Raw genomic sequence first — 15,001 nt, 5'->3', positions numbered from 1 at the left:
CTGGCAACACCGTAGCCGCGAGATTCCCCGTTGCGCGCGCGGCACGCGCGGGTCTAGTCTGCAAGGCTGCCCGCAGGCATCGTGCCGGGCGCGAGCGGCAGAGACGACCATGCACATCGACATCCGCTCGCTCGCGCTGCCCGAGCGCTGGGACGAGCAGACCCCGACCGGCGACTCCTTCCGGGCTGCCGCGGCGCACGCGGCGCGCGTCAACGACGAGCGCTTCGGGATCGGCGTCGCGGCGCTCACCCTCGAGGAGCGCCTGGCCGCCTGGCAGTCCTCCGAGGCCGAGCTGCACGTGCGTCGCCTGGCGTTCGACGGCGCAGCGATCGTGGGCGCTGCGAGCGTCTGGCTGCCCATGCTCGAGTCGCTCGAGAACGGCGACCACGGCGTCGCGGTCGAGGCGAGCGTCCCCGCGCTCGCGCGACGCGCCGTGATCGAGGCGCTCACCGACGATGCCGAGCGCATCGCCGCGGAGCACGGTCGCACGACGCTCATGGGCGGCTCCCCCGCCGCCGCGAACGGCGCGGTCATGGCGGCGACCGGGTTCGGCGGCGTCGATCCCGACGAGCCCGAGGCGGCTGCGCTGCTCGCACGGGGCTACGCGCTCGAGCAGGTCTACCGCTTCAGTCTCGCCGACGTGCGCGCGCTCGGGGCCGCCTCCCCCGGACTCGACGAGCGGTGGGCGGATGCGTCAGCCCGCGCTCGCGACGCCGGCTACGACACGATCGCGTGGTCGGGCGAGACGCCCGCCGAGTACCGGCCGGCCATGCGCACGCTGCACGAGGCGATGTCGACCGATGCGCCGATCGGCGGGCTCGCGCTCGAGCCGGAGACGTGGAGCGACGAGCGCCTCGCCGAGTTCGAGCGGCAGAAGACCGCCGGCGGCCGCACCATGCGCACCGTCGTCGCCCGGCACATCGCCTCCGGCGAGCTCGCGGGCTTCACGAGCCTGTTCGTGGGCGCGGAGATCGGCGCCCCTGGCGGCGACGTCGCCCGGCAGCACGACACGCTCGTGCGCCGCGACCACCGCGGCCACGCGCTCGGCATGCTGCTGAAGCTCGCCAACCTGGTGCAGCTGCGCGATCACCACCCGATGCATCCGCGCGTCAGCACGATGAACGCCGAGGAGAACCGCCACATGCTCGCCGTCAACGAGGCCACGGGCTTCGAAGCGGTCGCCTACGAGGCGGTCTGGCAGCGGAAGGACGCCTGATGGGCATCGAGATCATCGACGTCGCGGTGCCCGAGCGCTGGGATGACGACAGCGAGGGCGCTCGCCTGCTGCGCACCTACGTCGACGTGCGCAACGACGTCACCGCGCACGAGTGGGGCGGCGACAGCAGCCACGCGTACTCCTATCAGGAGGCTTGGTCGCAGTGGCGCGGCGACGCTGTCGACATCGAGACGATCCGCACCCTGGCGCTCGTGGACGGCGAGCCGGCCGGACGCGGCTTCGCCGAGCGCGGCCTGCGCGAGGCGCAGACGATCGCCGGCATCGACGCGATGGTGCTGCCCGAGCACCGCCGCATGGGTGTCGCGAGGGCGCTGGTCGACGACCTGCTGGCCCGCATGCGGGCGCGCGGCGCGACCACCTTCCAGGCCTGGGTCGACCACCACCCCGCACCCGGCCCGCAGCTGTCGCCGCCGACGGGCTTCGGCGAGATCCCCGCCGAGTCGCCGCAGGTGCGCCTGCTGCAGGCCTACGGCTTCGTGCTCGAGCAGATCGAGCGCATGAGCGTGCTGCACGTCGGCACGACGCACGCGGCGCTGGCCGAGCACATCGCCGATGCCCAGCGGCACGCGGCCGGCTACCGGCTCGAGACGTGGGCGGGGGCGTCGCCGTCGAACCGGCTCGACGCGCTCGCGCGCCTCCAGGCACGCATGTCGACCGATGCGCCCGCCGCCGGCCTCGACCACGAGGAGGAGACGTGGGATGCCGCGCGCCTGCAGCGCTACGAGCAGGGGCAGCTCGAGGGCGGCCGCACGATGCTGCGAGCCATCGCCATCGACGAGGCGACGGATGCCGCGGTCGCGTTCACCACACTCGTCAGCGCTGGCACGCCACACATCTGGTACCAGCACGACACCCTCGTGCACGCGGATCACCGAGGCCACCGGCTGGGCATGCTCGTGAAGGCCGCGAACCTGCTGGCGCTCCACGAGCAGGACCGTGAGGCGCTGGTGCGCACGTGGAACGCCGAGGAGAACCGCCCGATGCTGCGGGTCAACGAGGCGCTCGGCTTCACCGCCGTCTGCAGCGAGGGCGCCTGGCAGCGGAAGGACGCGCCGTGACCGCGCCGGACCTCACCTGGACGCCGATCCTCCCGCCGGCCGACGACTTCGACGAGCCCGCGCTCTCGCTGATCGCGCGCTACGTCGCGACCGCCAACCGCGTCACCCAGCACTTCTGGGGCGACAACCGCGCCGACAGCACGGTCGAGGAGATCGTCGCGAGCCAGCGCCACACCGAGGACGAGATCGGGGTGCGCTGGCTCGTCAGCGAGGCGGGGCACGATGTCGGGCGCATCATCGCGGCGATCAATCGCGAGGAGGGGGCGAGCGTGGCGTACGTCTCCGCCTGGGTGGTGCCCGAGGCGCGCGGTCGCGGCATCGGCAGGGCGCTCGCCGAGCGTGCCGAGCACGAGGCGATGCAGCTGGGCCCGACCTCGCTCCAGGCCTGGGCCGACCATCGGGTGCCGGTCGGCGGCGAGACGTCGATCGCGCCCAAGAGCGGGCACGGCGCCATCGCCGAGGACGCCCCCGCGCGACTGCTGGCCTCCATGGGGTACGAGCTCGAGCAGATCGAGCGCGTCTCCGAGCTCGACGTCGAGGCCGCGCGCGCATCGCTCGAGACCCACAGGGCGGATGCGCTGACGCACGCGGGCGATGCCTACGAGGTGCGCTCGTGGCAGGGTGCGACGCCGCCGGAACTGCTCGACTCGATGGCGGCGCTGCACGCCCGCATGGCGACCGACATCCCGCGGGCGGGGCTGGAGGTGGACGACGAGCGGTGGGACGCGGCGAGGCTGCAGCGGCTGGAGGGCGAGTGGGAGGGCGCGCACCAGACACCGCTGCAGGCGATCGCTCTGCACCGCGGCAGCGGCGAGGCGGTCGCGTTCACGATCCTGCTGCTGCCCGAGCCCGGCCGGCCCGCGTTCCAGGAGGACACCCTCGTGCACGCCGAGCACCGCGGGCACCGGCTCGGCATGCTCGTGAAGGCCGAGAACCTGCTGCAGCTCGGCCGCCTGCACCCCGATCGCACGCGCATCATCACCTGGAACGCCGAGGAGAACCGGCCGATGCTGCGCGTCAACGAGGCGCTCGGATTCGTCGCCATCGGCGCCGAGGGCGGCTGGCAGAAGCGAGTGGGAGCAGCCGAACCCGGGTGACCGCTTCAGCGTGGGATGGCCAGCCGCGCCTGCATCGGCTCGTGATCGGACGCCGCCGCGCCATCGAACCGCATGGCGTTGATCGCCACCGCTCGCACCTCGATCGGCGCGCTCACCAGGATCCAGTCGATGCGGCGCCCATCCCGCTTGGGACGCCGGTAGTTCGAGAAGGTTCCCCAGGGCTGGGTCAGCCGGCGCTCCGCGGCCGTCCACGCGTCCCGCAGCAGCCCGCCCTCCGTCAGCGCTCGGAACGGCCGCGAGCCGACCCCGGTGTTGGCGTCGCACGTGAGCAGGGCGGGTTCTGGCCGCTGCTCGATCAGCTGCCGCAGCATCCCGGCCGAGCGCAGCCGCGATCGCGGCGACAGGTGATCGAGATGGGTGTTGACGACGTGCAGCCCGGTCTCGGTCTCGCGGTCGACGAAGCGCGCGCTCACGACGATGCGCGGCACGAGATTGCCCCATCCGCGCGAGCCGGGCGTGCGGGGGCTGTCGGAGAGCGCCAGCTGGTCCCAGCCGACCAGCCGCAGCCGGCGCGAATCGAAGAAGATCGGCGTGCCCTCGCCGCCGCCATCGGCATCGCGGCCGCGCCCCACGGTGCGGTAGTCGGGCCCGAGGCTGTCGAGCACCCACCTCGCCTGGTCCGGCAGCGCCTCCTGCACGCACATCACCGTCGGGCGCTCGTCGGTGAGCAGTCGGCGCAGCAGCCACTTGCGGCGCGACCACCGATCGGGGCTGCGGCGCCCCAGGTGCGTCATCCGGCGCCGGATGTTGTAGGTCATCGCGTGCAGCTCCGGTGCCGCGACCGGACCGATCATCGCGCTGCTCGACATCTCTCACGCTCCGATCCGGCGCCGACCATCGGCACGAGCCTGTCACGTGCGAGGCTTCCGCAGCAGATCCTGCGACCATGGAGGGCATGAGCGACCAGCACGCCGAGCCCGAGGCCGACGCATCCGCACCCCGCGCCACCGAAAGCGGCACGCCGAAGGGCGCCGCGATCGACGGCATCGCCGCACAGCTTCGGGCGGCCGTCACGAGCGGGCTGACCCGGCCGCGGCAGTACCGCGAGCAGCAGCTCGACGGGCTCGAGCGGATGCTGCTGCAGAACGTGTCGCTGTGGGAGGCGGCGCTCGCCGCCGATCTCGGCAAGAGCGAGGTCGAGGCGCACCTGAGCGAGATCGCGTTCACGGTCGGCGAGGCGAAGCACGCGAGGCGCCAGCTGTGGCGCTGGATGCTGCCCGCGCCGGTGCCGCTGCCGCTCGCGCTCCAGCCCGCGCTCGGCAGGACGGTCGCCGAGCCGCTCGGCGCGACGCTCGTGATCGCGCCCTGGAACTACCCGCTGCAGCTCGCGCTCGGGCCGCTGGTGGGCGCGATCGCGGCCGGCAACGCGGTGCTGCTGAAGCCCTCGGAGGTGGCCCCGGCGACCTCCGCCCTGCTGGCGCGGCTCATGCCCGCCTACCTCGACCCGCGCTCGGTGCGAGTGATCGAGGGCGGCGTGCCGGATACGACCGCGCTGCTCGAGCAGCGGTGGGATCTGATCTTCTACACCGGCAACTCGCGGGTGGCGCGCATCGTCGCGGCGGCGGCCGCGAAGCACCTGACGCCGACGGTGCTCGAACTCGGCGGCAAGAGCCCGGCCTACGTCCACCGCTCGGCCGACATCGCGGTCGCCGCCGACCGCATCGCCTGGGGCAAGTGGCTGAACGCCGGCCAGACCTGCGTCGCCCCCGACCACATCCGCGTCGACCGCGAGGTGGCCGACGAGCTCGTCGACGAGCTGCGGCGCGCGACCGCCGAGCAGCTCGGCGACGCGCGCACCTCCCCCGACTACTCGCGCATCATCAACGGCGAGCATCTCGCCCGGCTGCAGAGCATGCTGGAAGGCGGCACCGTCGTGACCGGCGGCGACGCGGACGCCGACCAGCGCTACCTCGCGCCCACGATCCTCACCGACGTCGACGCGGATGCGCCGGCGATGCAGGAGGAGATCTTCGGCCCGATCCTGCCGGTGCTGCCGGTCGACGGGGTGGACGGCTTCATCGACGCGATGCGGGGCCGCGACAAGCCGCTGGCGCTGTACGTCTTCGCGCGCGACCGCGAGGTCGTCCGGCGCGTCGAGCGCGAGACCAGCTCTGGCGCGCTGGGCGTGAACGTGGCGGTCGCGCACTACGGGGCGAAGTCGCTGCCCTTCGGCGGCGTCGGCGAGAGCGGCATGGGCCGCTACCACGGGCGCTTCTCGTTCGAGGCGTTCAGCCACCGCAAAGCGGTGCTGTCCAAGCCCGCCGCGATCGACACGCTGCGGGTGATCTACCCGCCGTTCACCGAGCTGCGAGCGGCGATCACCAAGCGCATCATGGGCTGACTAGCGCTTCGGCGCCACGTTCGCCGCCGCCCAGCCGACCAGCGGCTGCACCTCGTCGACCATGTCGAACAGGGCGTCCAGCAGTGCCGGACCGGACGCATCCGCCGGTGACAGGTGGCGGCGGGCGGTGACCCACTTGTAGCGCAGCAGCGCGATGCGCGGATGCTCGGGGTCGGTGCCGCGCGGCGCGGTCTTCAGCTGCTCGCCGCCGAGCTCGTAGCCGGCGACGGTGAGCTCCTCGATGACGCCCTCGAGCTCGGTGCCTGGGCCGGCGGCCTCGACCGCGGCGCGATACGCCTTCGTGAACGTCGCGTCGCCGAAGAAGCCGCCGCCGATCCAGACGCCGCTCGCGTCGAGGTTGAGGAACCAGCCGATGCCGGGCGCACGCTGCGCGAACAGCCCCTGGCGGGTCTTGTAGGGCGTCTTGTCGTGGCTGAAGCGCACGTCGCGGTACGGGCGGTAGATCTTCACGCTGCTCGCGACCGGCTCGAGCTCCTCGCCGAGCGCCTCGAAGGGCGCGCGCACCTGCTCGTCGTAGCGCGCCTTGTTCGCCAGCCACCAGGGGCGCTCGTTGTTCGCCTCGAGCTCGGCGTAGAAGGCGAACGCGTCGGGCGAGAATCCGTCGAAGGCCATCGATCCAGTCTAAGTCCGCACTCCTGTGGCGAGGCAGGACGCGGGTGGTGCGGCGCGCGGCCGCACGCACGCGAATTTTGGACGCAGCGCTCGTCGAAGTCGCGCAATTCGGATGGTCCGAGTTCACACCCTCAGAATTCCCTAAACGATCGCGCGTCCAAGTCGCGAATGAATGTCGCGCACACTTCCGCAATTGCAGTCACGATGGCCGGGTCGAGTCTGATGCGGTCGAACTCGTTCACGCCCGCACCAACAGAGTTGATGCGACTGACGGTCGCGGTACGCGACAACTTCTGTCGATGAGTGAGTGCGCCAAGGCCGTGCGCTACCGCGTTCCGGACTTCGGTGGGTCCGCGAAGCGACGACCAAGACGGCTTCACACTGTGCCAATCCTTGAAAGCACGTTCCATTGCTTGCCAAGAGCCGCTTGCGTGCATTAGAGCATCGTCAAGCATCGCCCGTCGTGGAGACGCAGCGTTCGCCTCGGACGAAAGGTCTGCTAACTCTACGAGCCGACCGACGCAGAAAGCCTCGGTGATTGTCATCAATCTCAACACCGTTGCTTGGAGCGCCATGTCACCACTCTCACTGCTCTCGCCGCGAAGCCGGCTGCCCCCCGCGCGATGCGTCAACTGCTCAAGGCGCCGCTGAAGGTCCCCCAATGCGCGGTTCAGCTGCCCGACCGCGGCCTCAGCGCGATCCGACCCGACTTCGTTACCTTGGGTTCTCAACCGTCGCCGCCACTAGCGAGCGTTCCAGCATGTCCTCGGCGACACTCATTGCTGCTGCCCCGTCTTGCTTCGCCAGCCCCCACAGCACCAGGTGTCGCCAAGCCGGATGCACAGCATCGAGCAACCTCTGCAACTCGGAGACGTTCGCGATACCGAGCCGCCCCATGGAAGCTGCGGCAACTGCCGCGAGTCCCGAGCGTTCGGACATCAACAGGTTGCGTAACCAACGGTGATATTCGCGATCGACGCCTGCTGAGCGGAGCCATCCGGCGGCCTCGGCCAGCCACGCCCGTTGCCAATCGCTGTGAGCCGATTCTTCAATCAACACATCGAGCGCTTCCTGGACTTCGACGCGGGCAGCCCGGCCTGTACGGCTCAGCATGATCAGATAGGTCGCAGCTGCGGGCGTCAGTGAGGGCGCCAGCCGGAGCACGAGAGAAATGTGAGGCAAAGCACTCCGCGATGCCGCAGCGCCCAGGATCGGCAGTGAAACTCTCAGGAGCGACTCTGTAGTAGCGATTAGTTGCGCCTCTTGATCCTCGGCACCTACTTGTTCCAGCCAGGCCGACAAAGCCTTCTCCGCTGCTTCCGTCCGGGCGATGGAGGGCAACCCGGCAACGTCGAACTCCGTCTCCGAATGCAGGTCTTCGTCACTGCCAGGATCCGCAAGATCCACCCCGAAACCGGCCTCCTCATCACTGTACTCGTCGACATCCGCAAGCGGCTCGTACACTCCTAAGCGAACAACTTCGAGCTCCCTAAGTTCATCGCCCGTAAACAACTGCAATTCCGCAGACGAGAAGTCTTCGAGCGACGACACATATTTCTCTCGCCCGAAGGTATACGTCTTCGATTCGTTCAGTGTCAGACCCAACTCACGTGCCTCACGAGCACACATCTCCAGGGCGCTCTTCGCGTCAGCCAACGTAGGTGTAGCGATCCTGAAATCATCCGAGTATGAGAAGGCCGCGTATCCCGCTCGAACTAGCCTTCTTCGAACGACGTCGATGTACGTGTCGCCAAGCACGTCGCTGGAAGCGTGGATCTGAGGCAGCCCCACACGTCGCCCCATCAGAGCGCCAAGCACCTCTAGGAGACTGTCGATCGCTAAGGCCTCGCCCGACTGCGCTTCTAGTTCCTGTCCGAGTGCCTCGTGATCGACGAACTCGTAATACGACGAGATATCGGTAGACGAGACATACCTCGCACTGTCCACTGCTAGAGGGGCAGCTCGAAAGGCACGATGCTCGGACCTTTCTGCGATATGAGCCGGTAGAGAATTACGAATCAGTTCCACTAGAGCGCGATAGAGCGTTCGTTCGAAGATTCCAATCTCGCTGATCGCGCGTGAGCCGCGGCGGTTCTTGTCGGCGAAGACAATGTCCGCACGGTTGACGTCGAACTGCTTGGAGGCCCGGTTCTTCATATTGGTCGCGAGCTTCACATGGCTATCTAGAAGCACCATGCGGTCCCACCGGCGAGGCAACAGTTTGCTAGAACTGACAAGCTCAGTTTGCAGGGCTGACTGAAAATCAAGACGCGGGACGAGTTCCGACGGAAGCTTCACAACGGAAGCATGACACGGTCAGAGTCGTCACAGCGCATGGGCGATTCGATCCAGGCTATGCCAGGCCGCGCGGCCGCCGCTGGCAGCGCGGGCAGCGGGTCGAGCCGCGGTTCATCCACGCCTCGCGCACCATGATCGCGCCGCAGCGCCTGCAGGGCTGGCCGCCGCGGCCGTAGGCGTTCAGAGAATGCTCGAAGTAGCCGGCCTGCCCGTTGACGTTCACGTACTGCGCGTCGAACGAGGTGCCGCCCTCGGCGAGCGCCCGCTCGAGCACGTCGCGCACGTCGGCGAGCAGCGCCAGCGCGCGCGCCTGGGTGAGCCGCTGGCCGGGCGTCGCGTAGTGCAGCCGGCTGCGCCAGAGCGCCTCGTCGGCGTAGATGTTGCCGATGCCCGAGACCAGCTGCTGGTCGAGCAGCGCCGCCTTGACCCCCTGCCGGCGCAGCCGCAGACGACGGGCGACGGCGGATGCGTCGAAGGCCGGCTCGAGCGGATCCAGCGCGATGTGCGCGGCCTGGTCGGGCACCGCGCCACCGCCCTCGCCGACCACCAGCGGCCGCACCGCGAGGCCGCCGAAGAGCCGCTGGTCGGCGAAGCGGATCTCGAGCGAGCCGTGCTGCGGCTGGTCGATCAGGATCCGGATGCGCGTGTGCCGGTCGGCGGCTGCTCCTGGCTCCCGCACGAGCACCTGCCCCGACATGCCCAGGTGCGCCATCAGCGCACGATGCGCGCCCGGCGCGAGCAGCGCATCCGTCGTCTGCCGGCCGTGCTCGGGCTCGAGCGGGATCCAGAGGAACTTGCCGCGTCGCGCGGGCACGCCGAGCCTGCGGCCGAGCAGCGCCGCCTCGAACGCGGCCGCGTCTCCCTCGTGGCGCGAGATGGAGCGCTCGTCGAGCACCTCGACGCCCTCGATGCGGGCGCCGGTGACGGCGGGCGCGAGGCCGGCGCGCACGACCTCGACCTCTGGCAGCTCCGGCATGTCAGCGCAGCGGCTGGTCGGCGGCGACCGTCGCGACGAGGGCGTCGTACGCGGTGAGCGCAGCGCCCATCTCGGCGACCTTCTTGCTGGTGCCGGTGCCGGTCGCGACTGCCTGGCCGTCGATCAGCACAGTCGCGGTGAAGGTGCGGGCGTGATCCGGCCCGGCGGCCTCGATCTCGTAGACCGGTGCGCCGCGGTGCTGCGCGGCCGCCACCTCCTGCAGCGCCGTCTTCGGATCGAGCGCGGCGCCGGTGCGGCCCGGGTCGTCGAGCAGCGGGGCGACCAGGCGCAGCACGAGCTGCGCCGAGGCGGTGTGCCCGGCGCTCAGGAAGGCGGCGCCGAAGACGGCCTCCATCGTGTCCGCGAGGATCGACGCCTTCTCGGCACCGCCAGAAGCGGCTTCGCCCTTGCCGAGCCTGATGTGCGCGCCCAGCCCGATGGCGCGGGCTACCTCGGCGAGCGCGACCGTCGAGACCACGCCGGCTCGGCGCTTGGCGAGATCGCCTTCCGGCGCATCGGGGAAGCGGCGGTAGAGCTCGATCGTGATGGCCTGGCCGAGGATCGAGTCGCCGAGGAACTCGAGGCGCTCGTTGTGCGGCACACCGCCCTGCTCGTACGCCCACGAGCGATGCGTCAGGGCCAACGCGAGTAGCTCGGGGTCGATATCGACCCCGAGCTGCTCGAGCAGACGGCTGGTGTGCTCCGTCATGCGACGGCGATCCTCGTCAGAGGGATCAGACGTCGGCGACCTTGCGGCCCTTGTACTCCATGTACAGCGGCGTGCCGGCCGAGTCCTCGACGACCTTCGCGCGGTGCGGCAGGCTGTAGACGGTCTTGCCGCCCTCGATGGTCTTGACGAGCTTGGGCGCTTCGGCCTTCCACTGCGAACGGCGCGCGCGGGTGTTCGACCGCGACATCTTCCTCTTGGGAACAGCCATTGCTCACTCCTTCTTCGACGCCTGGGCGTCATCTTCCGACGGATCGTCGGTTACGTCTTGTGCGAATTCCTGGAGCGCTGCCCATCGTGGATCGATGGTCTCCTCCGGCACGGGATCGGTGCCAGGCTCGAGCCGCTCCCCTGTCTCAGGATCGAGTCCTGAGCAGTCCGGTCGGTCGACCGGCTGGAACGGCAGCGCCAGCACGACCGCGTCCCGAACCACCGCATGCATGTCGACTGTTTCGTCGACCACGAGGTAGTCGGATTCCGACGCACCATCATACGTGAACAGCTCGAGGAAGTCGACATCGATGTCGAGGTCGAACTCCGTGAGGCATCGCGCGCAGGTCGCCAGCGCGGTCACGCCGGCCGTTCCGGTGGCGAGAATGCCCTCGTGCACGCTCTCGAGGCGCAGCACGAGCTCGACGGGCTGCTCGGGCAGCACGACCGCGAGACCCTCACCGATCTTCTCTCCGAAGGGTGCGGTCTCGATGACCTCGCGCATCTGCCCGGGCTTCCGCACGATGTCGCGCACGGAGATCACGAACGGGTGGTTGGCACGCATGCACCCAGTCTACGCGGCCGCTCCGCATCCGCGCGTCCGTGCCGAGATCTGAGGATTCCTGCCGTGCGAGTGCCAAGATGCATGCGTGACAGCGTTGCGCGCCGTGCCCCTTGCACTCATCGGCTGGCTGGTGTGCGTCGAGCTCACGAGCGGCGTCCTGCAGGGCTACTACGTGACCCTCACACCCGACATCGCACGCCACATCGGCGTGACCGATGCCGACGTGAACTGGTTCGAGGCCGGGCAGCTGCTGCTCTCCGCCCTGATGGTGCCGGTGCTGGCGAAGCTCGGCGACATGCACGGCCACAAGAAGATGCTGCTGCTCTCGACCGTGATCACGGCGGGCGCCAGCTGGTGGATGGCCTTCGCGGGCGACTTCTGGAGCTACCTGATCGCGTTCTCCCTGCAGGGCGCGTACACGGTCTGGCTGCCGCTCGAGGTCGCGCTCATCTTCGATCGCGGCCGTCGCACGGGCGTCGCACCCTCCTCCACCCGCCGCGCAGCCGGCCTGCTCGTGATCGCCCTGCAGGCGGGTGCGATCATCGGTGCGCTCGGCGCCGCGGTCGCCTTCGGTGCCTTCGACGACGCGATGATGCCGACGCTCATGCTCCCCGCCGCGATGGTCACGCTCTGCTTCTTCGCGATCCTCTGGGGCGTGCCCGACTCGGAGCCATTGCCCGACCGGAAGCTCGACGCCGGGGGCTTCGTGCTGCTGGCGCTCTCGCTTCTGACGATCACGTCGGGGCTCACCTTCCTGAAGATCGGCGGGCCCGAAGCCTGGTGGGGCTGGGCTGTCATGGCGATCGGCATCGCCCTGCTGCTGCCGTTCGGCCGCTGGGTGCTCGGCAAGGACGACCCCGCGATCGACCTGCGCGTCATGCGCCAGCCCTCGATGTGGCCGGTGCAGCTCACCGCGGGCCTCGTCGGCGTGAGCCTGCTCGGCGCGCAGACGCCGCTGGCGACCTACGCGGGCACCGATCCGGCGCTCGGCTACGGGCTCGGGCTCGACGCGAGCGGCCGCTCGATCCTCATCGGCGTGTACCTGCTCTCGCTCATCGTCGGCGCAGCGACGCTCGCGGTGCTCTCCTCCAGGGTGCGGCCGCGCCTGCTGCTGATCGTCGCCGCCGCCCTCGTCGCGATCGGCTACCTGCTGCTCGTGCCGCTGCACCTGGAGATCTGGCAGGTCTTCCTGTGCATGAGCATCGCCGGGCTCGGCTCCGGTGCGCTCGTCGGCGCTCTCCCGGCCGCCGCGGCAGCAGCGGCGCCGCGCGGCCAGACCGGCGTCGCGACCGCCATGACGAACACCACCAAGACCATCGGCGGCTCGTTCGCCTCATCGATCTTCGCCATCGTGCTCGCGGCCGGCGCCATCGGCACCGCCGCGAGCCTCGGCGGCTACATCATCGTCTGGGTCATCTGCGGCGTCACCGCGCTCGCCGCGACCATCGGCCTGATCGCGGTGCCGAGGCTCGCCTTCGCAGACCCCGAGCCGCCGGCCGAGCGCGCCGAGGCACCAGCACCCATCCCCGGCGGCTGAGCACCGCGCGGGACGTGCGCGGCGTCAGCCCTTCGCGACCAGCGGCCCCTTGTGCACCATCCACGGATGCGTCTGCGCGACCGGCTTGATGATGGTCTCGTCGACCGACACGTGCCCGGGCAGCGCCAGGATGTCGGTCATGACGCGCGCCACGTCATCGGCCGACAGCGGGTCCTGCACGTCCTTGTACACCGCATCCGCCTTCGCCTGGTCGCCGCCGAAGCGCACGAGGCTGAACTCCTCGGTCCAGACCATGCCCGGCGCCACCTCCATGACCCGGATGGGCTCGCCGAACAGCTCGAGCCGCAGCACGTCGATGAGCTGCTTCTCGGCCGACTTCGCCGCGTTGTAGCCCGAGCCGCCCTGGTAGGAGACGGTCGCGGCGATCGAGGTGACCACCATGATCTCCGCGTACGAGGCGGAGCCGTCCTGCTGCGGCGCGGCGGTCGAGCGCCGCAGCAGCGGCAGCAGGGCATCGATCACGCGCTTGGTGGCGATGACGTTCGACTCGAACATCCACCGCCAGTCCTCGATCGTGGTCTCCCCCAGCGGCGCCGCGCCCTTCGCGCCCCCGGCGACCTGCACGAGGCCCGTGGGGCGGAACGTCGCCGCCGCCTCGGCCAGCGCCGCGACCGCATCCTCCTGCGTCAGGTCGGCGGCGAAGGTCTCGCAGCCGATCTCGGCGGCGAGCGCCTCCAGCCGCTCCGCCCGGCGGGCGACCGCGAGCACCTGCCAGCCGCGGGCGACGGCCTGCCTGGCGACCGCCTCGCCGATGCCGCTCGATGCTCCGGTGACGATGATCCGCTTCTCGCTCATATCGACATGCAAGCATCGGATGCGTGCAGGCGCCACCCGAGCCGAGTGTTACGTCGTGCGTCCGGGTGCCTGGCACTCGGGGCCGAACCGGCGCAGACTCGTCGGAAGGCTTCAGTTCGACCCGGCACCGCCGGCCCCAGCAAGGAGACACCATGAGCGACTGGAAGTTCGAGACCCTGCAGGTCCACGCGGGCGCGCAGCCCGACCCGACCACCAAGGCGCGCATCACGCCCGTGTACCGCACCACCTCGTACGTGTTCGACGACACCGACCACGCGGCCCGCCTGTTCGGCCTGGCCGAGTTCGGCAACATCTACACGCGCATCCAGAACCCGACGACGGGGGTGGCCGAGGATCGCATCGCCGCGCTCGAGGGCGGCACCGCCGCGCTGCTGCTCTCCTCCGGCCAGTCGGCGACGACGTACGCGATCCTCAACATCGCCCAGGCCGGCGACCACATCGTGTCGTCCTCGTCGATCTACGGCGGCACCTACAACCTCTTCAACTTCACCCTGCGCAAGCTGGGGATCGAGGTCACCTTCATCGAGGACCAGGACGACCTGGAGGCATGGCGCGCCGCCATCCGCCCGAACACGAAGGCGCTGTTCGGCGAGACCGTCGGCAACCCGCGCATCAACCTGCTCGACATCACCGGCGTCGCCGGCGTGGCGCACGACGCGGGCGTGCCGCTCATCGTCGACAACACGATCGCCACGCCCTACCTGATCCGCCCGCTCGAGCACGGCGCCGACATCGTCGTGCACTCGGCGACGAAGTTCCTCGGCGGCCACGGCTCGGTCGTCGCCGGCGCGATCGTCGATGGCGGCAAGTTCGCATGGTCCGAGTCCGACAAGTTCCCCGGACTCACCACTCCCGACGAGTCGTACCACGGCGTCACCTTCACGGAAGCGCTCGGCGACGGCATCGCCTACATCATCAAGGCGCGCGTCACGCTGCTGCGCGACACCGGCTCGGTGGCATCGCCCGACAACGCCTGGCAGCTGCTGCAGGGCATCGAGACGCTGTCGCTGCGCATCGACCGCCACGTCGAGAACGCCACGAAGGTGGCGCAGTTCCTCGAGGCGCACCCGCAGATCGCCCAGGTGCACTACGCGGGCCTTCCCTCGAGCCCGTGGCACCAGCGCGGCACGCAGATCGCCCCCAAGGGCACCGGCGCGGTGCTGTCGTTCGAGCTCGTCGGCGGCGTCGAGGCGGGCAAGGCGTTCGTGAACGCGCTCGAGCTCTTCAGCCACCTCGCGAACATCGGCGATGTGCGCTCGCTCGTCATCCACCCCGCCAGCACCACCCACGCGCAGCTCAGCCCCGAGCAGCAGCTCTCGGCGGGCGTGACACCGGGCCTCGTGCGCCTCTCGGTGGGCATCGAGCACGTCGACGACCTGATCGCCGACCTGAGCAGCGGCCTCGAGGCGGCTGCGAAGCAGTCCGAGGCGCTGGCGAGCGCCGCGGTCTGACCGACGAGAGAGG

15 protein-coding genes are annotated in these 15,001 nt (G+C 70.1%); 6 read left to right on the top strand and 9 right to left on the bottom strand.

What is annotated here, in order from left to right; translation table 11 throughout:
- Nucleotides 1-109 precede the first annotated feature (109 nt).
- The 3 genes from BM288_RS10655 to BM288_RS10645 are packed head-to-tail and all read left to right on the top strand — an operon-like array spanning nt 110 to nt 3,392.
- Nucleotides 110-1,216: a hypothetical protein gene (locus BM288_RS10655; protein ID WP_092918654.1), complete on the top strand. Its 1,107-nt coding sequence runs from the start codon at nt 110-112 to the stop codon at nt 1,214-1,216.
- Nucleotides 1,216-2,295 (top strand): GNAT family N-acetyltransferase, encoded by a 1,080-nt coding sequence (locus tag BM288_RS10650; protein WP_092918652.1) that lies wholly within the window; start codon nt 1,216-1,218, stop codon nt 2,293-2,295. The genes BM288_RS10655 and BM288_RS10650 overlap by 1 nt, the downstream gene beginning before the upstream one ends.
- A complete protein-coding gene (locus tag BM288_RS10645) occupies nt 2,292-3,392 on the top strand; it encodes a GNAT family N-acetyltransferase (protein WP_177220359.1) in 1,101 nt (366 codons plus the stop codon). The genes BM288_RS10650 and BM288_RS10645 overlap by 4 nt, the downstream gene beginning before the upstream one ends.
- Nucleotides 3,393-3,397: 5 nt before the next feature.
- Here the strand turns inward: BM288_RS10645 and BM288_RS10640 are convergent, their stop codons facing one another.
- Nucleotides 3,398-4,222: an endonuclease/exonuclease/phosphatase family protein gene (locus tag BM288_RS10640; protein ID WP_092918648.1), complete on the bottom strand. Its 825-nt coding sequence runs from the start codon at nt 4,220-4,222 to the stop codon at nt 3,398-3,400.
- An 86-nt stretch (nt 4,223-4,308) separates the two neighbouring features.
- Here BM288_RS10640 and BM288_RS10635 point away from each other — a divergent pair, with 86 nt between their 5' ends.
- The gene (locus tag BM288_RS10635; protein WP_092919076.1) at nt 4,309-5,754 is read left to right on the top strand and encodes an aldehyde dehydrogenase family protein; all 1,446 of its coding nucleotides are present in this window, start codon (nt 4,309-4,311) and stop codon (nt 5,752-5,754) included.
- Here the strand turns inward: BM288_RS10635 and BM288_RS10630 are convergent, their stop codons facing one another.
- The 7 genes from BM288_RS10630 to BM288_RS10605 all read right to left on the bottom strand — a co-directional run bounded on the left by BM288_RS10630 (nt 5,755) and on the right by BM288_RS10605 (nt 11,103).
- On the bottom strand, nt 5,755-6,387 hold the full coding sequence (locus BM288_RS10630; RefSeq protein ID WP_092918646.1) for a DUF2461 domain-containing protein: 633 nt from the start codon (nt 6,385-6,387) through the stop codon (nt 5,755-5,757).
- Between the two features lie 131 nt (nt 6,388-6,518).
- Entirely contained in the window at nt 6,519-6,962 is a 444-nt protein-coding gene (locus tag BM288_RS14345; protein ID WP_143103090.1) for a hypothetical protein, read from the bottom strand.
- A gap of 139 nt (nt 6,963-7,101) precedes the next feature.
- On the bottom strand, nt 7,102-8,562 hold the full coding sequence (locus BM288_RS10625; RefSeq protein WP_177220358.1) for a reverse transcriptase domain-containing protein: 1,461 nt from the start codon (nt 8,560-8,562) through the stop codon (nt 7,102-7,104).
- 178 nt (nt 8,563-8,740) lie between these two features.
- The gene (gene mutM / locus BM288_RS10620) at nt 8,741-9,661 is read right to left on the bottom strand and encodes a bifunctional DNA-formamidopyrimidine glycosylase/DNA-(apurinic or apyrimidinic site) lyase (protein WP_092918641.1); all 921 of its coding nucleotides are present in this window, start codon (nt 9,659-9,661) and stop codon (nt 8,741-8,743) included.
- A 1-nt stretch (nt 9,662) separates the two neighbouring features.
- Nucleotides 9,663-10,370 (bottom strand): ribonuclease III, encoded by a 708-nt coding sequence (rnc, locus tag BM288_RS10615; protein WP_092918639.1) that lies wholly within the window; start codon nt 10,368-10,370, stop codon nt 9,663-9,665.
- A 25-nt stretch (nt 10,371-10,395) separates the two neighbouring features.
- Nucleotides 10,396-10,599: a 50S ribosomal protein L32 gene (gene rpmF / locus BM288_RS10610; protein WP_092918636.1), complete on the bottom strand. Its 204-nt coding sequence runs from the start codon at nt 10,597-10,599 to the stop codon at nt 10,396-10,398.
- A gap of 3 nt (nt 10,600-10,602) precedes the next feature.
- Complete coding sequence (locus tag BM288_RS10605; protein ID WP_318255492.1) at nt 10,603-11,103, bottom strand: YceD family protein; 501 nt, start codon at nt 11,101-11,103, stop codon at nt 10,603-10,605.
- Nucleotides 11,104-11,266: 163 nt separating this feature from the next.
- Here BM288_RS10605 and BM288_RS10600 point away from each other — a divergent pair, with 163 nt between their 5' ends.
- Nucleotides 11,267-12,700 (top strand): MFS transporter, encoded by a 1,434-nt coding sequence (locus BM288_RS10600; protein WP_318255491.1) that lies wholly within the window; start codon nt 11,267-11,269, stop codon nt 12,698-12,700.
- 24 nt (nt 12,701-12,724) lie between these two features.
- On the opposite strand, the gene BM288_RS10595 is transcribed toward BM288_RS10600, so the two are convergent.
- On the bottom strand, nt 12,725-13,516 hold the full coding sequence (locus BM288_RS10595) for an SDR family NAD(P)-dependent oxidoreductase (protein WP_177220357.1): 792 nt from the start codon (nt 13,514-13,516) through the stop codon (nt 12,725-12,727).
- Between the two features lie 65 nt (nt 13,517-13,581).
- Here BM288_RS10595 and BM288_RS10590 point away from each other — a divergent pair, with 65 nt between their 5' ends.
- A complete protein-coding gene (locus tag BM288_RS10590) occupies nt 13,582-14,988 on the top strand; it encodes a bifunctional o-acetylhomoserine/o-acetylserine sulfhydrylase (RefSeq protein WP_318255490.1) in 1,407 nt (468 codons plus the stop codon).
- Nucleotides 14,989-15,001 lie beyond the last annotated feature (13 nt).

Origin of the sequence: Agrococcus baldri (genome assembly GCA_900114805.1) — a bacterium.
Classification (GTDB): domain Bacteria; phylum Actinomycetota; class Actinomycetes; order Actinomycetales; family Microbacteriaceae; genus Agrococcus; species Agrococcus baldri.
Note: the sequence above shows the minus strand (reverse complement) of the source record. Positions and strands in the feature narration are given on the sequence as shown.